This window comes from Streptomyces sp. NPDC005925 (assembly GCF_040638805.1).
GTDB lineage: Bacteria > Actinomycetota > Actinomycetes > Streptomycetales > Streptomycetaceae > Streptomyces.
In genome coordinates this window covers 1-20084 of record NZ_JBEXVL010000009.1, presented here as the reverse complement: position 1 = coordinate 20084, position 20084 = coordinate 1, and the positions used below count along the sequence as shown (strand labels likewise).

The following is a 20084-nucleotide window of genomic DNA, read 5'->3' as shown; positions in this document are numbered from 1 at the left end:
CCCGGTCCGTCCCCCGTCCGGGTCACTGCGCGTACCGCGGGTGCGTCAGGGTGGAGGGCGGCAGGTCAGGGAGGCGGGTCCGGGACGCGGCGCGGGCCGCCGCGCGCAGCGACCGGGGTGTGAGGGTGCGCGGGCGGGGCCCGTGGGGGCCGAGGCGCAGGAGCGGGCGATCGCGGCCGGCGAGCAGAAGCCCCCAGTCGTCGTGCGCGTCGGCGTCACCGGTGGCGGCGCGGTCGGGACCGGCGGTGAAGCGGGCGTCGCGGCCGCTCACCAGGTACGGCACGGTCCGCAGCCCGGCGGCACGGACCGTCGCCTCCACCGTCCAGAACACCTTCGGCTGCGCGGACAGCGGCCCGGCGTGCACGACCAGCCGCCCGGAGCCGGTCAGCGACCGCCGGGCGAGCCCGTAGAACTCCTGGGTGTACAGCCTCGCGCTCGCCGTGATGCCCGGGTCGGGCAGGTCCGAGATCACCACGTCGTACGTCCCCGCCGGTGCCGACCGCAGCCACTTGAAGGCGTCGGCGGTGGTGACGTGCAGGCGGGGGTCGTCGTAGACGTGGTCGTTGAGGCGGCTGAGGGCCGGGTCGTGGGAGGCCAGCCGGACGACCCCGGGGTCGAGCTCGACGATGTCGAGGCGGCGTACGCCCGGATGGCGCAGTACCTCCCGGGCGGCCATTCCGTCGCCGCCGCCGAGGACGAGCACGCGCGCGTGGGGGCCGGCGGCCAGGGCGGGGTGGACGAGGGCCTCGTGGTAGCGGCGTTCGTCCTCGCCGCTGATGCGCAGCCGCCCGTCGACGAAGAGGTCGAAGGGCCGCCCGCACGGGCCGCCGGTGAGGACGAGTTCCTGGACGTCGGTCTGCAGTGCGACGCGGACGTGCCCGCCGAACACGGCCTGCCGGGCGGCCTGTTCGAAGTCGTCCACGAGGACGGTCGCGGCGGCGAGGAGGGCGAGGACGGTGAGGTCGACGATCAGCAGCGTCCAGCGGGCCCGGCGGGTCAGGTCCCGGTGGAACAGGCCGAGCACGAGGGCTCCCCCGGCGACGACGTTGACCGCGCCGGTGGCCAGTACGGCCGTCAACTGCCCCAGGAACGGCAGCAGGAAGAAGGGGAACGCCAGTCCGCCGACGAGCGCGCCCACGTAGTCGGCGGCGAACAGCTCGGCGACGGCGCCGCCCGCGTCCTGCCGTCGGATGCGCTGCATGAGCTCCATCAGCAGCGGGACCTCGGCGCCGATCGGCAGGCCGATGGCGAGGGAGAACGCGACCAGCAGCCAGCGGGGCCCGTCGGCCCACGGCCCGCCCCAGTCGCCGGTCCAGGCGAAGACGGCGTACAGGGCCATCGCGCTGGTCCCGCCGACGAGGGCGAGTACGGCCTCGACGGTGGCGAAGCCCACGGCGGCCTGCCGGCACAGCCGTTTGGCGGCGAGGGCGCCGATGCCCATCGCGAAGACCATGACGGACAGGACGACGGACGCCTGGGTGACCGTGTCACCCATCAGGTAGGAGGCGAGGGCGACGAGTTCCAGCTCGTACACGAGGCCGCAGGCCGCGCAGACGAACACGCACGCGAGGACGAGGAACCGTCCCGTGGCCGGCCGGACGGGCAGCCGGGCCGCGGGGCCGCACACCGCTTCGGACGACGTCCCCGACTCACCGGGCCCGGTGGCTCCGTCCCGCGGACCCTCGCGCGGTCCCTCACGCGGTCCGTCGCCCGGTCCGCCACGTGTTCCGTCGCACGCTCCGTCGGGCATCCCGTGCCTCCTGGGAGGGATGCCGGGCGTTGCCCGTGTTGACGGATCGATCACGCTGTGACGTTACGTGACTCGCCGGGTGCACTGCGTCACCCACACGAGTGTAAATAGCACCGGCGGCGCGGCCGACGCGCGGCCGGTCCCGGGACAGCGGGCCGGTCCGGCCGCGCGAAGCCGTCCCCACGCCGGGTGAATCAGACGGCGGACGGGCTGCGCACCCCCCTCGCGCGCCCCCGGCCGACGACACGCGAGGGCTCCCCCGCGGCACCCGCCGGGGGCGCGGGTCTCACGCCCACACGCGTGCGGGTGGTGACCAGTTGGCCGTCCTGCGGGTAGGCGTGCCAGGTGCGCCAGGTGATCTGCCCCTGGTGGCGGTGCACGAGCATCGCGGTGAAGGCGTGCGGGCTGCCGGGGAAGACGCCGGCCAGCCCGTGCGGGTGGTCGGAGACCAGGGCCAGCAACTCCTGGGCGCGGCCCGCGAACGCGCCGGGCGCCAGCAGTTCCACGCGGGCGGCGAACTCGTACTCCCAGTCGCCCACCCGCTTGGCGACGCCCAGCGGCAGGGGTGTGCTGCGGCCCGCGATACAGGCCACGGTCTCCGAGCAGGCGCCCCGGTCGTGCTCCAGCAGGACCTGGTGGGACGCGCCGAGAAGTCGCAACTGGACGTTGGCCCTGTCCATTCGGACGTCGAGCGTGGCCAGCGCCGGGAGGGGCTCGCGGCCCAGGGCCCAGGCGAGGTCGGCCGCGCGCGTATCGGTGTAGGAGGTGCTGAGGTTCGTGAGCATGGAATGGCTCCGCTGACACACGTGAAATGGATGCAGGTACGGCGCATCCCCGGTCACACCGGGGATCGGCCCGGTTCAGCCCGATCGGCCGGTCGGAATGGCACCCGTGGACGGCACTTGGGGCTGCGGTGGCGTTTTAGAGGCAATCACGAACTGTGGCGGTGCCACCGCGTTTTTACCCAACTTCGAGTCGGTTTCCATCCAGCGATGGGCTATTGGGATCAGATGTTCCCATAGGGCGCATGCGTTCGATGTGAAGGCGTGGGCCGGAGCGAGAGAGCGTCCGCCGGGAGAGGTTCCCGGCGGACGCCCGGCCCGGGACGCGGCCCGGAAGGGCCCCGCCCCGCCGGGGCCCCGGTGAAAAGGACCCCGCCGATCGAATGCGTCCCCCCGCCGAAGCTCAGCTGCCCCGTGTCAGCCGCCTCCGCCGCCGCATCCGCCCCCGCCCCCACAGGACGACCCGCCTCCGCACGACGAGCCACCCCCGCACGACGAGCCGCCCGACGAGCCGCACGACGAGCCGCCCGACGAGCCGCACGAACCGCTGCTCCCCCCGTCGCCGGCCCACCAGCTCGAGTCGCCGCCGCCGGCGGCGGCGACGCCGCCGGCCCCGTGACGGCCCCGCGAACGGCCCCGTGACGGCGACGTCGCCGCCCGGCGGACCGCGGCCACGATCAGCGCGACCACCGCGCACACGAAGACAACCCCCAGGATGATGCCGATAGCCATGGCGTCACCCTCCTTCCGTTTCCCCCGAAGCGGCCCCCCGTGGGCGCCTCGCTGTGTTGCGTGACACAGGGATGCCCGCGTCGAATCAGGGTCAAAGCAGAGTTGAGGAACTCCAGAGCTTCGGCGCAGGATGGCCCGTATGACCTCCAGCGCGCGACCTCTCCTCAACCGCAGGCTCGCCGAGTTCGGGACGACGATCTTCGCCGAGATGTCCGCCCTCGCCCTGCGCACCGGGGCGATCAACCTCGGTCAGGGCTTCCCCGACACCGACGGCCCCGAGGAGATCAGGGAGGCCGCCGTGCGGGCCCTGCGGGACGGGCGGGGCAACCAGTACCCGCCGGGTCCCGGCGTCCCCGAGCTGCGTACCGCGATCGCCGCGCACCAGCAGCGGCGGTACGGGCTGGCGTACGACCCGGACACGGAGGTGCTGGTCACGGCCGGGGCGACCGAGGCGATCGCCGCCTCGCTGCTCGCGCTGCTCGAGCCGGGTGACGAGGTGATCGCGTTCGAGCCGTACTACGACTCCTACGCCGCGTCCATCGCCATGGCGGGCGGCACGCGCGTGCCCGTCACGCTGCGCCCGGACGGCGACTGTTTCCGGCTGGATCTCGACGAACTGCGCGCCGCCGTCACCGACCGCACCCGGCTGCTGCTGATCAACACCCCGCACAACCCGACGGGCACCGTCCTCACCCGCGCGGAGCTCGCCGCCGTCGCGGAGCTGGCGGTGGAGCGGGACCTGCTGGTGGTGACGGACGAGGTGTACGAGCACCTGGTCTTCGACGGCGCCGAGCACGTGCCGCTCGCCTCCTTCCCCGGCATGCGCGAGCGGACGGTGAACATCAGTTCGAGCGGTAAGACGTTTTCGTTCACCGGGTGGAAAGTCGGCTGGATCACGGGCTCGCCCGCCCTGGTCACCGCGGTGCGGTCCGCCAAGCAGTTCCTGACGTACGTCTCGGCGGGGCCGCTCCAGTACGCCGTCGCCGAGGCACTGGCCCTTCCCGAGTCGTACTTCACCGGGTTCCGCGAGGACATGCGCGTCAAGCGGGACCTGCTGGCGGCGGGGCTCGCGGACGCCGGGTTCCGGGTCTTCAAGCCGTCCGGGACCTACTTCGTCACGACCGACATCCGGCCCCTCGGCGAGAGCGACGGCTTCGCCTTCTGCCGCGCCCTGCCCGAACGCGCCGGAGTCGTCGCCGTCCCGAACGCCGTGTTCTACGACCACCGGGAGGCGGGCGCGCCGTTCGTGCGGTTCGCCTTCTGCAAGCGCACCGAGGTACTCCAGAAGGCCGCCAAGCGGCTGGCCGGCCTCTGAGCCCCGTCGGGCCCCTGCGAGCCCCCTCCGAGCCCGTCAGCGCCCTTCCGGGGCCCTGACAGCCGGAAGCCCGGCCCCGGGCGCCCGACCGTGGTGGTCGGCGCCCCGGCCGGGCTCCTGAAGGGCCAGAGGCGGTTACTCGCCGCCTTCGGTGCCCTCGCCGCTCTCGGGCTTGCCGGTCTCGCCGGTCTCCGGCTCCAGGCCGAGCTGTTCCACGAGCCACTTGTCGAACTCGATGGCGGCCCGCACCCAGCTGACCGTCGAGGAGACGTAGTGCTCCAGGGCCACGCCCATGCCGATCAGCATCTGGGCCTCGCCGATGAGGCGGACCGTGCCGTCGTCGTGGGTGTGCGTGTAGACCTTGGGCCACAGGGTGCGGCGGTTCCAGTCGTCGATCAGCTCCATCAGCTGGGGCTTCTCGTCGATCTTGTGGGGCCGGTCGTAGAACGTCCGCACCGAGAAGACCTGCTGCTCCCCCTCACCGCGGAACATGAAGTACGTACGGAACTGCTCCCACGGCGCCGCGAGGTCACCCTCTTCGTCGACGACGTACTTCAGCTCCATCTGCTCGAGGAGCTGCTTCACGAGGTCCTGATCCGGCACGACGGGGCCCGCCGGTCCTTGGGGCTGCGGCTCGGGCTGGCCCCCGAAGTTCGGAATCGAGGACGGGTCGATGCTCACCGTGATTTTCCCTTCGTACGGATCTCGCCATCCTCCCTCATGCGGGGAGGGGGGTGGCAAGCCCCGCCGGGGCCTGTCAGCCCTCGGCGGACACGATCCGGCCGGAACGGCGCAACAGGCGTCACGCCCGCCGGGCCACCGGGCCGACGGTCAGGCCGTCCCCCGCGCGGTCCACCCGCACCGTGTCGCCGTCCGTGATCCCGCCGGACAGGATCTCCTTGGCGAGGCGGTCACCGATCGCGGTCTGGACGAGGCGGCGCAGCGGGCGCGCCCCGTACGCCGGGTCCATGCCCTCGTCGGCGAGCCAGGTCAGCGCCCCGTCGGTGACCTCCAGGGCGAGGCGGCGCTCGGCGAGCCGCCGGGTGAGCGCGTCGATCTGGAGGCGGGCGATCCGGCTCAGCTCGTCCTTGGTCAGCGCCGAGAAGACCACCAGGTCGTCCAGGCGGTTGAGGAACTCCGGTTTGAAGGAGACCCGGACCACCTCGAGGACCTGTTCCCGCTTCTCCGTCTCGCTGCTGATGGGGTCGACCAGGAACTGGCTGCCGAGGTTGGACGTGAGCACCAGGATCGTGTTGCGGAAGTCGACGGTGCGGCCCTGGCCGTCCGTCAGCCGCCCGTCGTCCAGCACCTGCAGAAGGATGTCGAAGACCTCGGGGTGGGCCTTCTCCACCTCGTCCAGCAGGACCACGCTGTACGGGCGGCGGCGCACCGCCTCGGTCAGCTGGCCGCCCTCCTCGTAGCCGACGTAGCCGGGCGGGGCGCCCACCAGGCGGGCCACGCTGTGCTTCTCGCCGTACTCCGACATGTCGATGCGGACCATGGCCCGCTCGTCGTCGAAGAGGAAGTCGGCGAGGGCCTTGGCCAGCTCCGTCTTGCCGACGCCCGTGGGGCCCAGGAAGAGGAACGAGCCGGTCGGACGGTCGGGGTCGGCGATCCCGGCCCGTGCGCGCCGCACCGCGTCCGACACCGCCCGCACGGCCTCGGTCTGGCCGATGAGCCGCTTGCCGACCTCCTCCTCCATGCGGAGCAGCTTGTGCGTCTCGCCCTCCAGGAGCCGGCCCGCGGGGATGCCGGTCCAGGAGGCGACGACGTCCGCGATGTCGTCGGAGCCGACCTCCTCCTTGACCATGGTGTCGCGGGCGACCTCCTCCTCGGCCTCGGAGGCGGCGGCCAGGTCGCGTTCCAGGGCGGGGATCTCGCCGTAGAGCAGTTTGGAGGCGGTGTCGAAGTCGCCGTCGCGCTGGGCGCGTTCGGCCTGGCCGCGCAGCTCGTCCAGCTTCTCCTTCAGCTCGCCGACCCGGTTGAGGGACTGCTTCTCCTTCTCCCAGCGGGCGGTCAGGCCGCGCAGCTCCTCCTCCTTGTCGGCGAGGTCGCGGCGCAGTCGCTCCAGGCGCTCCTTGGAGGCCCTGTCGGTCTCCTTGCTGAGGGCGAGTTCCTCCATGCGCAGCCGGTCGACGGCGCGCTGGAGTTCGTCGATCTCGACGGGCGAGGAGTCGATCTCCATGCGGAGGCGGGAGGCGGCCTCGTCGACGAGGTCGATGGCCTTGTCGGGCAGGAAGCGTGAGGTGATGTACCGGTCGGACAGGGTGGCCGCCGCGACCAGTGCCGCGTCGGCGATCTGCACCTTGTGGTGGGCCTCGTAGCGGCCCTTGAGACCGCGCAGGATGGCGATGGTGTCCTCGACGGACGGCTCGGCGACCAGCACCTGCTGGAAGCGCCGCTCCAGCGCCGGGTCCTTCTCGATGCGCTCGCGGTACTCGTCCAGCGTGGTGGCGCCGACCATGCGCAGCTCGCCGCGGGCGAGCATCGGCTTGAGCATGTTGCCCGCGTCCATCGCCGAGTCGCCGCCGGCGCCCGCGCCGACGACCGTGTGCAGCTCGTCGATGAACGTGATGATCTGGCCGTCGGAGGCCCTGATCTCGGCGAGGACGGTCTTCAGCCGCTCCTCGAACTCGCCCCGGTACTTGGCCCCCGCGACCATCGCGCCCAGGTCCAGCGCGACGAGCCGCTTGTTCTTCAGGGACTCGGGCACGTCGCCCTTCACGATCCGCTGGGCGAGGCCCTCCACGACGGCGGTCTTGCCGACGCCCGGCTCACCGATCAGGACCGGGTTGTTCTTCGTCCGGCGGGACAGCACCTGTACGACGCGGCGGATCTCGGTGTCGCGGCCGATGACCGGGTCGAGCCCGCCCTCGCGCGCGGCGGCCGTGAGGTCGGTGCCGAACTTCTCCAGCGCCTTGTACTGCCCCTCGGGGTCCGCGGTCGTCACGCGGCGCCCTCCCCTCGCCCCCTGGAAGGCGGTCAGCAGCTTCGGCGCCGTCGCGCCCTGCCCGGAGAGTACGTCACCGGCCGCGCCGCCCTTCGCGGCGATGCCGACGAGGAGGTGCTCGGTGGACAGGTACTCGTCGCCGAGTTCCCGCGCGCGGGCCTGCGCGTCGGCGATCACGGCGAGCAGTTCCCGGTTCGGCTGGGGCGGCGCGACGGTCGACCCCGTCACGCTGGGCAGGGCGGCGAGGATCTTCTCCGCGCCGGCGCGCACGACCGCCTGGTCGGCGTCGACGGCGGCCAGCAGGTCGGTGATGTTCTCGTTCTCCCGCCCCTGGAGCAGAGCGAGCAGCAGGTGAGCCGGGGTGAGGTCGGGGTGTCCCTCGGTCACGGCGCGGCTGCTCGCCGCGTTGATCGCGTCCCGGCTCCGGTTGGTCAGCTCGGCGTCCACGTGTCGGTCCCTCCTCCTGTGCGTCAGCCGTGGATACGTGCATACACGTCTGCCCGGCCCGCGTTCCGTACTGCTGACAGAGCAAGCGTACGCAAAGTTGAGCCCGTTCCGCTCAAGTAGGAGGTTCCTGCCCGGCAGGAGCGCAAAAAAACAGCGGCGTCACCGTGTTCAGGTCACGGTGACGCCGCTGCGGGGGGAAGCACCTGAGCGATTTAATACGACGGGGGAATCGCGTCAGGCACTGCGGGGGGTGGCCGAGATGGTCCTGGTCCTGGAGTCGGTGGGCTCCGACTGGGCCAGCTGGTGGTCACGCTGGTCGAGATTCACAAAGATCATTCCGTACCGGATGGCACACCGCACGGGCTGTGGAGCGCCCCGTGGCCGACGAAGACACCGGTACGCCCGCACGTCGTCGTCGTCGTCCCGCGTGACGACGACCGGCTCACCGAACACGGTCACCATCAGCGAGTCACCGCTGTGAGGAATGGCGGTGGCCAGATCGATGAAGTGCCAGCCGGAGCGGTAGGCGGTGGCCATCTCGCGTCGGAAGGACCGGTCGTCGGGCGGTGTGGTCATCTCGATCAGTCCCACCTGGTGTCGAGAGGGCTGTCCTGCGTTTCACCGCCGGTCGTCTCGACAGTCACGGACTGAGCAGCTCCCGCCTTGTGCACGTCGCTCTTCGCACCGGAGAGGCCAGCCAGCGTTCCGAAGGCCACAACGGCGGAGAAGGCGGCAACAAGTACCGAGCGAAGCATTCTCTTACTCATAGTCGGCTTCGTCCTCACTTGAAGGTCCCCTCTTCCCCCGTCGGATAAGACGATGGCTCATTCAGGCACGTAATGGCCACACGATCGGTGCATCATGTTCCTGCACGTTCAGGACCCTGGGGGGTGGAGATTTGGAAACAAACCGGAACAAAGATACACATCCCCATGCGGTAACCGAGCTGTGTGAGGAGGGTAGCCGTCTCTATGCGAAGGCTTTGCGCACAGGTCGTATCCAGCGGGCCGACGTCCAACCCGCCCCGTGCCTGATGGAGTTCGCCCTGCTCCACCCGGATCCCGACGACGCGAACTGGCTGCGGCCGGTGCCCCCCACGGTGGCACTCGCGCAGCGGCTGCACCCCATCGAACGCGAGATCACCGAGCACCGCCGGCAGTCCGTCCGCCTCAGCGAGCTCTTCGAACCGTTCCTCGCCCTCAGCACACAGGAGACCGCACCCACCCACTCCATCACCGTCCTGGAGGGCCTCGACCGCATCAACGCCGCCCTCGACCTCGCCACCGCCCAGTGCCGGACCGAGGTCCTCACCGTCCAGCCCAGCGGCCGCCGCAGCCCGGAGAACCGGCTCCTGGAGGCCGTCGAGCGCGACAAGCCGCTCATCGAACGCGGCGTGCGCATCCGCACCCTCTACCAGCACACCGCCCGGTACCTGCCCGACCGGATCGCCTACGTCGACCGGTTCGCCGAGGGCAAGGTCGAGTACCGCACCATCGACGAACTCGTCGAACGCCTCATCATCTGCGACGAGACCGTCGCCTTCATCCCCGTCCGCGAGGACCGCCAGGTCGCCCTGGAACTGCGCCACCCGGGCCTGGTGCGCTACCTGGTGAAGGTCTTCGAGTTCATGTGGGGCCGTGCCGTCCCCCTCCAGGCCGGCACCCCCTACGAGACCGACCCCGACGGCATCACCGACATCCAGCACTCCATCGCCAAACTCCTCGTCGAGGGCCACGTCGACGAGGCCATAGCCCGCCGCCTCGGCATGAACGTCCGCACCTGCCGGGCCCACATAGCCAAGCTGGCCTCCGCCCTCGGCAGCGGCAGCAGGGCCCAGCTCGGATACCTCATCGCCCAGTCCGGGATACTCGACAAGAATCACTGATCCCGGGGCGATCCCCCGGCCAGGAGGGAGCTACCGAGTGACGTCGGCGCCCCACCCGGAGCACGGCGTGGAAGACCTGTGCTCCGCAGGAACAGAGCTGTACGAAAGAGCCCTGCGGGAGGGGCACATACCGGCCGGGGACACGCACCGCGCGCCCTGCCTCGTCGACTTCGGCCTGCTGCACCCGGCCGTCGACGACCTGAGCAGGATGGAGCCCGTCGCGCCGGCCGTCGCCCTGCACCGGCTGCTGCGGCGCTCCCAGGAGCGGATGGCGGACGAACGGCGGCGCGAGGAACGGCTCGCGGAGACGTTCGCCCGGCTCATGCGGATCAGCGGCAGCGGCCCCGCCGGCACGGACAGCCCCGCCATCCGCATCCTCAGCGGCACGGCCCGCATCAACCGGGCCATCACCGAGGCGATGGCCGACCCCACGCACGAACTGCTGTGCATCCAGCCCAACGCCCACTACACCGGCCGCCGCGGCGAGGCCGCCCAGGCCCTGTCCCTCGACCGCGACCAGGCCCTGCTCGACCGGGGCGGCCGCATCCGCACCCTCTACCAGCACACCCAGCGCCACGTGCCCATGGTCCGGGCCCGCTACGAGCGGCTGCGCGGCGACGCCGAGGCCCGCACCCTGGACGAGATCCCCGACCGGCTCATCCTCGTGGACCGCGACGTGGCCTTCCTGCCCGCCGACAAGGAGAGCCTGATCGCCCTGGAGGTGCGCCACCCCGCGCTGGTGTCCTACCTCGCCACCGCCTTCGACCGGCTGTGGCGCCTGGCGACGCCGATGTACCCGCAGGACGTCCAGCAGCCCACCCTCAACGGCATCACCGCCCGGCAGCGCACGATCGCCGCGCTGCTCGTGGAGGGCCACACCGACGCCGTCATCGCCGAACGCCTCGGCATGAACGTCCGTACGGCGCGCGTCCACATCGCCAAGCTCGCCGCCACCCTCGGCAGCGAGAGCCGCGCCCAGCTCGGTTACCTCATCGGCCGGTCCGGGATCCTCGACCAGCAGGGCACGGCCGGCTGACACGGCGGCCGGCACGGGCCGGACCTGCCGGCTCGGAGGACAGCGCCGCGCGCGCGGCCGGCCCCGCGCGCGGCGGTCAGCGCGTCGTCGCCGAGCCCTGCCCCGGGATCCGGACCGCGGACGGCGCCCTGGGCGGGCCGTCCAGGCCCACCTGGGCGATGCGCACCCCGAGCTGCGTACGGCTCGCCGCGCCCAGCGTCTCCGACAGGCGCGCGATGTGCGCCCGGCACGTCCGCACGCTGATGCCGAGCCGCTCCGCGATGACCGCGTCCTGATGGCCCTCCGCGAGCAGCGCGGCGATCGACCGCTCCCGGTGCGAGATGCCCTCGATGCCGGTGTCGGGCAGCGGCGCCGTCAACGGCAGCGCGAGGCGCCACAGCCGCTCGAAGACCGTGCCCAGATACTCCACCAGCGCCGGGTGCCGCAGCTCCAGCGCCATGGTGCGGTCGGAGTTGGCGGGGATGAACGCGACCGTCCGGTCGAACAGGATGAGCCGGTCGATCACCTCGTCCAGGGTGCGCGCCTGGACCGTGTCGCCCATCAGCTCCAGGTAGTTGAGCAGCCCCTGGCCGTGCCGTGCCACGTGCGTGTACAGGTCGCGCATCCGGACGCCGCGGGCGCGCAGCTCCATCGCCCGGTGCAGGCCCTCGGTGAGTTCGTGCTCGGGCCGGATGCCGCCGGGCTGCACGGTCAGCACCTCCGCCGTACAGGCCTGGGTCGCCGCGTCCATGGCCCCCTGGATGCGGGACAGCCCGTCCAGGACACGGATCGCGGTGCCCTCCCCGGCGAACGGTGACGACGCGGGCCTGCCACCCAGACCGGCGTACCACTCGACGGCGGCCACCACCGAGCCCACCCGTCGCTCGCTGGAGCGGACCTCGTCGTAGACGCCGCGCAGCAGGCGGGTCATGACCTCCTGGGGCGCGGTGGGCACCAGCCAGTCCATGTCGTCCGGGTCGGGGTGCAGCAGGCCCAGGTCGAGGAGGCAGGGCAGCGGCTGCGCGTCGCGGCGCGGCACCCGGCCGCGCCGCACGGCCCGGGAGTACACGCGGTCCCCGGCCTCGCACAGGCGGTCAGCACCGTGTGGATGCTCGTCCGTCCCGTGCCCGGCCATCGCCCGTCCCAACCCCCGGTTGCGCTCTTCCGCAGCGCCACTATGCGCGCACCGAACGTGGTCCGCAACACTGCTCTTTCCGCGCCGAGCGCCACAAAGCGCGGGTTGATGGGGATATTTCGTGGCCTCAGGAAGGTGGCGTTGCAGCAAGCTGGCGGGTGGCTCCGGGGCGAGCCCGGTCCGTGCCCGTGCCGCCGGGGCTCAGGACTCGAGGTCGATCGCGGCGCAGGCGGTCTCGTACTTGGCGGTGCAGATGTCCGACGCCTCGTAGATGCCGTCCGCGACGACGGTGTCGGCGACGTTCTCCTTCGTCAGCGCGACCACGGGGACGAGCTGCGCGGGAATGTTCTTGTGGGTGGGGCTGTCGACGTTGTCCCGGGTGAGCGCGTCGAACTGGATGTCCTTGCCCTGGACCCGGGCCACGGCCATCTCGGCGGCGTTCTCGGCCTCCTGCGGGTAGGGCTTGTAGACGCTCATGTACTGCTCGCCGGCCACGATCCGCTGCACGGCGGACAGTTCGGCGTCCTGTCCGGTGACCGGCGGTAGATCGGTCACGCCCGCGTCCTCCAGCGCCTCGATGACGCCGCCCGCCATGCCGTCGTTCGCGGAGTAGACGGCCGCGATGCGGTCCGCGCCGATCGCGTTGATGGCCTTCTTCATGTTCGCGCGGGCGTTCTCCGGCTTCCAGTCCTTGGTGTCGTAGGACTTGGCGATCCGGACCTTGCCGGTCAGCTCGGCGAGCGCGCCCTTCTTGAACTGCCGGGCGTTCGGGTCGGTGGGCGAGCCGTTCATCATGACGATCCGAGTCGCGCTGCCGGAGCGGCCGCCGAGGGCCTCCAGCAGCGAGCGGCCCTGCACCTCGCCGACGAGTTCGTTGTCGAAGGAGATGTACGCGTCGATGGGGCCCTCGGCCAGCCGGTCGTAGGCGATGACCGGGATGCCCGCCCTCTTGGCCTTCGCGACGCCCTCCGCGACGGCGTGCGCGTCGACCGCGTCCAGCACGATGGCGTCGGCCCCGCCCTCGATCATCTCCTCGAGCTGGCCCTCCTGCTTCTTGGCGTCCGCCTCCGCGTTGGCGTACAGGACGCGGCCCCGGTCCCGGGTCAGGGCGGCGACCTTCTTCTTGAAGATGGGGTAGTCGAACTGTTCGTAGCGCGTGTTCGCCTTCTCCGGCAGCAGCAGGCCGACGGTGATGTCGTTGCCCTTCACCTGCGCCTCGTCACCGCTTTCCGCACCGCCCAGCACACCGCAGGCGGCCAGCGAAAGGGTCAACGTGGACCCGGCCACGGATATGGCGATACGACGCATACGGCTGCTCACTTCTGGTGTTCCGGACGCGGGAGCAGCTTTGCTACCCGAGTGACTGAAAAGCCAACGCGTCAGCCACCCCCACCGTCAACCCCGATCCACTTAACGAGATGGCAACACCACCCTCCGTGCCGGATGTGAAGACGCAGCGACACAATCTGCAACGCCTCTCCACCACTCGCCGAGCCAACGGAACCCCGGGCGCGTGCGTTACCCGTACATCCACCCCATTCGACGCGAGTCGTGATCGCCAACGACGCCGGGACCCGACCTGCGGCCCATCGAATGTCGTTCATATGACCGAACAGACTCGGCCACCCGTCGAAGGGCATGAAAAAGGACCCCGGAGGACAAGCCTCCGGGGTCCTTCACCATCCGGTCAGTCCGAGGACTGCTGCCGCTTCGGGCGCCACACCACCAGCGCGCTGGTCTGCTGGACCTCCTGGTACGGCACCAAGTCGCGCCGGTACGACGCGTGCACCGCGGCCTCGCGCTGCCGCATCGTCGCCGCGGCGCCCTCCAGCGCCGACTGCAGCTCCTGGACACGGGCCTGAAGCGCCGCGACCTGGTTCTCCAGTTCGATGATGCGCTTGATACCCGCCAGGTTGATGCCCTCGTCCTGCGACAACTGCTGCACCTGGCGGAGCAGCTCGATGTCCCGGGCCGAGTAGCGGCGGCCCCGGCCCGCGGTGCGGTCCGGGGACACCAGCCCCAGACGGTCGTACTGACGCAGCGTCTGCGGGTGCAGGCCGGAGAGCTGGGCCGCCACCGAGATGACGTAGACAGGGGTGTCCTCGGTCAGCTCGTACGGGTTGCGTCGACGGCCGTCCATCTCACTCAAGCTCCCTTCGCGGCCTGGAACAGCTCCGCCCGCGGATCCTCACCCGCGGTCGCCTCGCGATACGTCTCCAGCGCCTCACGAGCCTTCCCCGTCAGGTCCGTCGGAACACTCACCTCCACGGTGACCAACAGGTCTCCGCGGCTGCCGTCCTTGCGGACCGCGCCCTTGCCCCGGGCGCGCATCGTGCGCCCGTTGGGGGTGCCCGGGGGCAGTTTCAGCGTCACCGCGGGACCGCCCAGGGTCGGGACCCGGACCTCGCCGCCGAGGGCGGCCTCGACGAACGTGACCGGCACGGTCACGGTGAGGTTGTCGTCCCTGCGGCCGAACACCGGGTGGGAGTCGACGTGCACCACCACGTACAGATCGCCCGCCGGGCCGCCCCGCTCGCCCGGCGCGCCCTTGCCGCGCAGCCTGATCCGCTGCCCGTCGGCGACCCCGGCCGGGATGCGCACCTGCATGGTGCGCGAGGACTTGGCGCGCCCGCTGCCCTTGCAGATCTCGCAGGCGTCCTCGGCGATCAGGCCGCGGCCCTTGCAGTCCGGGCAGGGATCGGTGAGCGAGAAGCCGCCGCCCGAGCCCCGCGCGACCTGGCCGGTGCCGACGCAGGTCGGGCACACGCGCGGCGTGCCGTTCTTGTCGCCGGTGCCCGAGCAGGCCTTGCAGGGCGACTGCGAGGACATCCGCAGCGGGACCGTCGCGCCCTCGATCGCCTCGGTGAAGCTGAGGGTGACCTCGGACTCCACGTCCTGCCCGCGCCGCGGCTGGGACCGCGTCGTGGTCGGGCCGCCCCGGTTGAACAGGCCGCCGAACACGTCACCGATGCCGCCGCCGAAACCGCCGGGCTGGCCGCCCGGTCCGCCCTGGCCGCCGAACAGGTCACCCAGGTCGAAGTTGAAGGAGCCGCCCGCGCCGGCGCCCGGCCCGGGGCGGAAACCGCCGCCCGCGAACAGGGCGCGTGCCTCGTCGTACTCCTTGCGCTTCTTGGGGTCGCCGAGGATGTCGTTCGCCTCGGAGATCTCCTTGAAGCGCTCCTCCGCCCTGGTGTTTCCCTTGTTGGCGTCCGGGTGGTACTCGCGGGCGAGCTTCCGGTACGCCTTCTTGATCTCGGCCTCGGTGGCGTCCTTGGGGACGCCGAGGACCTTGTAGTAGTCCTTCTCGATGAAGTCCTTGGTGCTCATCCCCGACGTCCCTCCTCCCCGGCCTCTGTCGTCACGTCAGCCCTCGTCCGGGCCACCGCTCTCCTTGTCGTCCGACTGCTCGGCCGCCGCCTCGGCCGGCTCGGCCGCCGCGGCCTCGTCGGCGGACTTGACGGTCTGCGCGCCCGGCTGCGGCTCGGCCACCGCCACCCGCGCGGGGCGGATGGTGCGCTCGCCGATGCGGTACCCGGGCTGCAGGATCGCCACGCACGTCGTCTCGGTGACGTCCGGCGCGTACGAGTGCATCAGCGCCTCGTGGATCGTCGGGTCGAAGGGCTCGCCCTCCTTGCCGAACTGCTGCAGGCCCATCTTCCCCGCGACGTTCTCCAGCGACTCGGCGACGGACTTGAAGCCGCCCACCAGCTCGCCGTGCTCCCGCGCGCGGCCGATGTCGTCCAGCACGGGCAGGAGCTCGGTCAGGAGGTTCGCCGCGGCGATCTCCCGGACCGCGATCCGGTCGCGCTCGACCCGGCGGCGGTAGTTCTGGAACTCGGCCTGGAGCCGCTGGAGGTCCGCGGTGCGCTCACCGAGCGCGGAACGCGCCTGGTCGAGCTGGGCCACCAGGGCCGCCGTCTGGCCCGTGTCCCCGGCCGGGGCCGCCCCCTCCTGAGGGGAGGGGGCGGCCTGCGGCTCGGCGTCGTCGGAGGTGGCGCCGGAGGGGACGTCGGGCTGCTGCTCGTCGAAGCCCGGGGTCTCCTCCGTCACGCGGCACCGTCCTTCCGCTCGTCGTCGACGATCTCCGCGTCCACGACGTCGTCCTCGGCCCTGGCCTGGCCGGCACCCGCGTCCTCGGTGCCGCCCGCGGCCGCGCCCTGGGCGTCGGCGTACATGGCCTGGCCCAGCTTCTGCGAGATGGCGGCGACCTTCTCGGTGGCAGTGCGGATCTCGGCGGTGTCCTCGCCCTTGAGCTTCTCCTTCAGCTCGGCGATGGACTCCTCGACCTCCGTCTTGACGTCGCCGGGGACCTTGTCCTCGTTGTCCTTGAGGAACTTCTCCGTCTGGTAGACGAGCTGCTCGCCCTGGTTGCGGGTCTCGGCGGCCTCCCGGCGGCGGTGGTCCTCCTCCGCGTACTGCTCGGCCTCCTGGCGCATCCGGTCGACCTCGTCCTTCGGCAGCGAGGAGCCGCCGGTGACGGTCATCTTCTGCTCCTTGCCGGTGCCGAGGTCCTTCGCCGTGACGTGCATGATGCCGTTGGCGTCGATGTCGAAGGACACCTCGATCTGCGGGACGCCGCGCGGCGCCGGGGGCAGACCGGTCAGCTCGAACATCCCGAGCTTCTTGTTGTACGCCGCGATCTCGCGCTCGCCCTGGTAGACCTGGATCTGCACGGAGGGCTGGTTGTCCTCGGCGGTGGTGAAGATCTCGGACCGCTTGGTCGGGATCGTCGTGTTCCGCTCGATGAGCTTGGTCATGATGCCGCCCTTGGTCTCGATGCCGAGGGACAGCGGGGTGACGTCGAGGAGCAGGACGTCCTTGACCTCGCCCTTGAGGACACCGGCCTGCAGGGCGGCGCCGATGGCGACGACCTCGTCCGGGTTGACGCCCTTGTTGGCCTCGTTGCCGCCGGTCAGGTTCTTGACCAGCTCGGCGACGGCGGGCATACGGGTGGAACCGCCGACGAGGACGACGTGGTCGATCTCGCTGAGCTGGATGCCCGCGTCCTTGATGACGTTGTGGAACGGCGTCTTGCAGCGCTCCAGCAGGTCCGCGGTCAGCTGCTGGAACTGCGCGCGGGTGAGCTTCTCGTCGAGGTGCAGCGGGCCCTCGGCGGACGCCGTGATGTAGGGCAGGTTGATCGAGGTCTCGGTGGACGAGGACAGCTCGATCTTGGCCTTCTCGGCGGCCTCACGGAGGCGCTGCAGGGCCATCTTGTCCTTGGCGAGGTCCACGCCGTGACCGGACTTGAACTGCTGCACCAGGTAGTCGACGACGCGCTGGTCCCAGTCGTCACCACCGAGGTGGTTGTCACCGTTGGTGGCCTTCACCTCGACGACGCCGTCGCCGATCTCCAGCAGCGAGACGTCGAAGGTGCCGCCACCGAGGTCGAAGACGAGGATCGTCTGGTCGTCCTTGTCGAGGCCGTACGCCAGGGCGGCGGCCGTCGGCTCGTTGACGATGCGCAGCACGTTCAGGCCGGCGATCTCGCCGGCCTCCTTGGTGGCCTGGCGCTCCGAGTCGTTGAAGTACGCCGGGACGGTGATGACCGCGTCGGTCACCTTCTCGCCCAGGTACGCCTCGGCGTCACGCTTCAGCTTCTGCAGCACGAAGGCGCTGATCTGCTGCGGGTTGAAGGGCTTCCCGTCCAGCTCGATCTTCCAGTCGGTGCCCATGTGACGCTTCACGGACCGGATGGTCCGGTCCACGTTGGTGACCGCCTGACGCTTCGCGACCTCGCCGACGAGCACCTCACCGTTCTTCGCGAAGGCGACGACGGACGGCGTGGTCCTGGCGCCCTCGGCGTTGGTGATGACGGTGGGCTCGCCGCCCTCCAGAACGCTGACGACGGAGTTAGTCGTGCCCAGGTCGATGCCGACCGCACGTGCCATGGTGATTTCCTCCAGCTGACTTGAGTGGAACAGGCTCAAGTGTGCACGAGGCTCACCGTGCGGTCAACAGACCTGAGTCGAACGGGCTCAACTCTTATCCATTCCTTACACGCAACTGCGCTCTGACCTGCGAAGACGTCACGCGAGGGCGCCGCCGGGGCCCGTAGACCGGAACCCGCAAGAGTGCCAGGACGACGATCGCGACCACCGCGGCCACCCAGAGCACCCGCCCTTCGCCGGCCGCACCGATCTGCACCAGCACCCCGGCCAGCACCCCGGCCCCGGCGCCGAGGCCCAGCAGCACGGTCGCACCCTGCGGGGTCAGCCCGAGCTTGCGCAGCCGGTGGACGAGATGGTCGGGGCCGCGCCGCAGCAGGGACCGCCCGGCCAGCCGCCGGGACAGCAGCACCAGCACGGCGTCGGCCGAGGCGACCGCGGTGAGCGCGAACAGCACCCCGGCGCTCGGTACGAGGCCCTGCCCGGCCCGCGTCACGACCAGCGCCCCGGCAAGCAGGAAACCGACGAACAGGGCGCCGCCCGCGCCGAGTCCGGCCCGCGCGGGCGGCCAGTTGTGCATGAGGAACCCGGTCAGGGACGCCGCCAGCACACTCAGCAGCATCGCGAGCCCGTCCATCACCTCGGAGGCGGCGCACGCCCCCGCCCCGAAGGCGGCGAGCATCCCGACCGCGCCGACCGGACCATCGGCGTGATCCAGCCCCTTGAAGGCGACGGCGACAAACACGATCCAGCCAACGGCGAGCACCCCGCCCACGAACCCGGTCTCCGCGTACGGCACCACGGGCACCGCCGCGACAGCGGTGCCGCCGAGCAGGAGACGGGTGCCGAGCCGCCACAGGTCCGCGACGAGTCCCAGCGCGGCGACAGCCACCGCGGAGACCAGCAGCCGGTCGATCCCGTCCCCGAGCGGCGCGAGCCCGGTCCAGTCGCCCAGACAGGCGACCAGTCCGGTGGCCAGGACGACGGCCGCCCCGCCGGACAGCGGAACGGGGCGCTGCCTGCGCCGATCGACGACACCGAGGCGCAGCACGGGGACACGCAGGAGTGCGGTCAGCACGGCGGAGAGGGCCAGGGCCAGGGCTGCGGCAACGATTGCGTAGAGCACGATGTCAAAGCTAAGCCGAATGTCATGATTTACGACGAAAGGCATGATGCGGTGGGCGTGGCGCGGGCGCCACCCGGTCGGGGCTGCCTCAGCGACGCAGATCACCGCACACCTGGCTACAGTGCGACGAAGGATCGGGGTAGCCTCGAACGGACCGAACAAGTTACCGCTTAGTAACGGCGTTCTTCAGCCACTCCACAGCCGCTCGGCACCTCGCCGAAAAAGACCCCTCGACCACCCGCTCGAGGGATCCCCCGAGATCCCCGAGATTCACCCGTCGAACCACCCCTCGCAGGCCCGAGGAGCCCCCTCATGCAACTCGCCGCGATCATCGTGTCGCTGGTCCTGACCGTGGTCGGCGTCGCGCTGCTCGCGCGCGCCATCGGTCAGTTCGTCCGGTACTTCAAGCTGGGCCAGCCGGTCCCGGCCGGCACGCGCACGGACAATCCCTACCAGCGCAGTGTGACCCTGGCCCGGGAGTTCCTCGGCCACACCCGGATGAACCGCTGGGGCATCGTCGGCATCGCCCACTGGTTCGTCGCGGTCGGCTTCCTGACGCTGCCCCCGACGTTGGCCCAGGCGTTCGGCCAGCTGTTCCGGGCCGACTGGGTGCTGCCGGTCGTCGGCGGCTTCCTGCCGTTCGAGCTCTACATCGAGTTCATCGGCGTGATGACGACCCTCGGCATCGCCGTGCTCATCACGATCCGCCTGCTGAGCCTTCCGTCACGCCCCGGCCGCAAGTCCCGCTTCGCCGGCTCCAAGGCGGGCCAGGCGTACTTCGTCGAGTACGTCATCCTCACCATCGGCCTCGCCATCTACGTCCTGCGCGGCCTCGAGGGCGCGCTGCACCACGTCGAGCACTACGAGGTCGGCTACTTCGCCTCGTACCCGCTGGTCCTGGCCTTCAAGGGCCTCGGCGTCACGACGCTGCAGAACCTGGTCTACCTGTTCGCGACGATCAAGATCTCCACGTCGTTCATCTGGATGATCGTGGTGTCGCTGAACACGAACATGGGTGTGGCGTGGCATCGGTTTTTGGGGTTTCCGAATATTTGGCTG

16 protein-coding genes and 1 pseudogene are annotated in these 20084 nt (G+C 71.0%); 4 read left to right on the top strand and 13 right to left on the bottom strand.

Features of this window, described 5'->3' with window-relative positions:
* Positions 1-22: 22 nt before the first annotated feature.
* Positions 23-1750, bottom strand: a complete 1728-nt coding sequence (locus ABZ354_RS13670; RefSeq protein WP_358656260.1) for a polyamine aminopropyltransferase — start codon at positions 1748-1750, stop codon at positions 23-25.
* A 194-nt stretch (positions 1751-1944) separates the two neighbouring features.
* Positions 1945-2535: a DUF2617 family protein gene (locus ABZ354_RS13665; protein ID WP_358656258.1), complete on the bottom strand. Its 591-nt coding sequence runs from the start codon at positions 2533-2535 to the stop codon at positions 1945-1947.
* 859 nt (positions 2536-3394) lie between these two features.
* Between ABZ354_RS13665 and ABZ354_RS13660 the strand changes: the two genes are divergently transcribed.
* Positions 3395-4579: a pyridoxal phosphate-dependent aminotransferase gene (locus tag ABZ354_RS13660; protein ID WP_358656256.1), complete on the top strand. Its 1185-nt coding sequence runs from the start codon at positions 3395-3397 to the stop codon at positions 4577-4579.
* 135 nt (positions 4580-4714) lie between these two features.
* On the opposite strand, the gene ABZ354_RS13655 is transcribed toward ABZ354_RS13660, so the two are convergent.
* From ABZ354_RS13655 to ABZ354_RS13640, 4 genes are all read right to left on the bottom strand, one after another.
* Positions 4715-5260 (bottom strand): YbjN domain-containing protein, encoded by a 546-nt coding sequence (locus tag ABZ354_RS13655; RefSeq protein WP_358656254.1) that lies wholly within the window; start codon positions 5258-5260, stop codon positions 4715-4717.
* Positions 5261-5381: 121 nt separating this feature from the next.
* Complete coding sequence (gene clpB / locus ABZ354_RS13650; protein WP_358656252.1) at positions 5382-7976, bottom strand: ATP-dependent chaperone ClpB; 2595 nt, start codon at positions 7974-7976, stop codon at positions 5382-5384.
* A 234-nt stretch (positions 7977-8210) separates the two neighbouring features.
* Positions 8211-8552, bottom strand: a complete 342-nt coding sequence (locus ABZ354_RS13645; RefSeq protein ID WP_358656250.1) for a hypothetical protein — start codon at positions 8550-8552, stop codon at positions 8211-8213.
* 5 nt (positions 8553-8557) lie between these two features.
* Entirely contained in the window at positions 8558-8743 is a 186-nt protein-coding gene (locus tag ABZ354_RS13640; RefSeq protein ID WP_358656248.1) for a hypothetical protein, read from the bottom strand.
* Between the two features lie 131 nt (positions 8744-8874).
* On the opposite strand from ABZ354_RS13640, the gene ABZ354_RS13635 reads away from it, so the two are divergent.
* Positions 8875-9861 (top strand): helix-turn-helix transcriptional regulator, encoded by a 987-nt coding sequence (locus ABZ354_RS13635; protein ID WP_358656246.1) that lies wholly within the window; start codon positions 8875-8877, stop codon positions 9859-9861.
* A 37-nt stretch (positions 9862-9898) separates the two neighbouring features.
* On the top strand, positions 9899-10897 hold the full coding sequence (locus tag ABZ354_RS13630; protein ID WP_358656244.1) for a helix-turn-helix transcriptional regulator: 999 nt from the start codon (positions 9899-9901) through the stop codon (positions 10895-10897).
* A 76-nt stretch (positions 10898-10973) separates the two neighbouring features.
* Here ABZ354_RS13630 and ABZ354_RS13625 read toward each other — a convergent pair whose 3' ends face one another.
* From ABZ354_RS13625 to ABZ354_RS13595, 7 genes are all read right to left on the bottom strand, one after another.
* Positions 10974-12011, bottom strand: a complete 1038-nt coding sequence (locus ABZ354_RS13625) for a helix-turn-helix transcriptional regulator (RefSeq protein ID WP_358656242.1) — start codon at positions 12009-12011, stop codon at positions 10974-10976.
* Positions 12012-12212: 201 nt separating this feature from the next.
* Complete coding sequence (locus ABZ354_RS13620) at positions 12213-13331, bottom strand: substrate-binding domain-containing protein (RefSeq protein WP_358656240.1); 1119 nt, start codon at positions 13329-13331, stop codon at positions 12213-12215.
* A 367-nt stretch (positions 13332-13698) separates the two neighbouring features.
* On the bottom strand, positions 13699-14151 hold the full coding sequence (locus ABZ354_RS13615) for a helix-turn-helix domain-containing protein (RefSeq protein ID WP_358656238.1): 453 nt from the start codon (positions 14149-14151) through the stop codon (positions 13699-13701).
* Between the two features lie 5 nt (positions 14152-14156).
* Positions 14157-15338, bottom strand: a complete 1182-nt coding sequence (dnaJ, locus tag ABZ354_RS13610; RefSeq protein WP_358656236.1) for a molecular chaperone DnaJ — start codon at positions 15336-15338, stop codon at positions 14157-14159.
* Positions 15339-15374: 36 nt separating this feature from the next.
* Entirely contained in the window at positions 15375-16061 is a 687-nt protein-coding gene (gene grpE, locus ABZ354_RS13605) for a nucleotide exchange factor GrpE (protein ID WP_358656234.1), read from the bottom strand.
* On the bottom strand, positions 16058-17902 hold the full coding sequence (dnaK, locus tag ABZ354_RS13600; protein WP_358656232.1) for a molecular chaperone DnaK: 1845 nt from the start codon (positions 17900-17902) through the stop codon (positions 16058-16060). The genes grpE and dnaK overlap by 4 nt, the downstream gene beginning before the upstream one ends.
* 94 nt (positions 17903-17996) lie before the next feature.
* Complete coding sequence (locus ABZ354_RS13595; RefSeq protein WP_358656230.1) at positions 17997-19025, bottom strand: MraY family glycosyltransferase; 1029 nt, start codon at positions 19023-19025, stop codon at positions 17997-17999.
* Between the two features lie 312 nt (positions 19026-19337).
* On the opposite strand from ABZ354_RS13595, the pseudogene ABZ354_RS13590 reads away from it, so the two are divergent.
* Positions 19338-20084 (top strand): annotated as a pseudogene (locus ABZ354_RS13590) (Fe-S oxidoreductase); the annotation flags it as partial.

Coding starts and splice junctions, on each gene's coding strand:
- ABZ354_RS13670 (WP_358656260.1), bottom strand. CDS start 1,750: ATGCCCGACGGAGCGTGCGACGGAACACGTGGCGGACCGGGCGACGGA.
- ABZ354_RS13665 (WP_358656258.1), bottom strand. CDS start 2,535: ATGCTCACGAACCTCAGCACCTCCTACACCGATACGCGCGCGGCCGAC.
- ABZ354_RS13660 (WP_358656256.1), top strand. CDS start 3,395: ATGGCCCGTATGACCTCCAGCGCGCGACCTCTCCTCAACCGCAGGCTC.
- ABZ354_RS13645 (WP_358656250.1), bottom strand. CDS start 8,552: ATGACCACACCGCCCGACGACCGGTCCTTCCGACGCGAGATGGCCACC.
- ABZ354_RS13640 (WP_358656248.1), bottom strand. CDS start 8,743: ATGAGTAAGAGAATGCTTCGCTCGGTACTTGTTGCCGCCTTCTCCGCC.
- ABZ354_RS13625 (WP_358656242.1), bottom strand. CDS start 12,011: ATGGCCGGGCACGGGACGGACGAGCATCCACACGGTGCTGACCGCCTG.
- ABZ354_RS13615 (WP_358656238.1), bottom strand. CDS start 14,151: ATGGACGGCCGTCGACGCAACCCGTACGAGCTGACCGAGGACACCCCT.
- dnaJ (WP_358656236.1), bottom strand. CDS start 15,338: ATGAGCACCAAGGACTTCATCGAGAAGGACTACTACAAGGTCCTCGGC.
- dnaK (WP_358656232.1), bottom strand. CDS start 17,902: ATGGCACGTGCGGTCGGCATCGACCTGGGCACGACTAACTCCGTCGTC.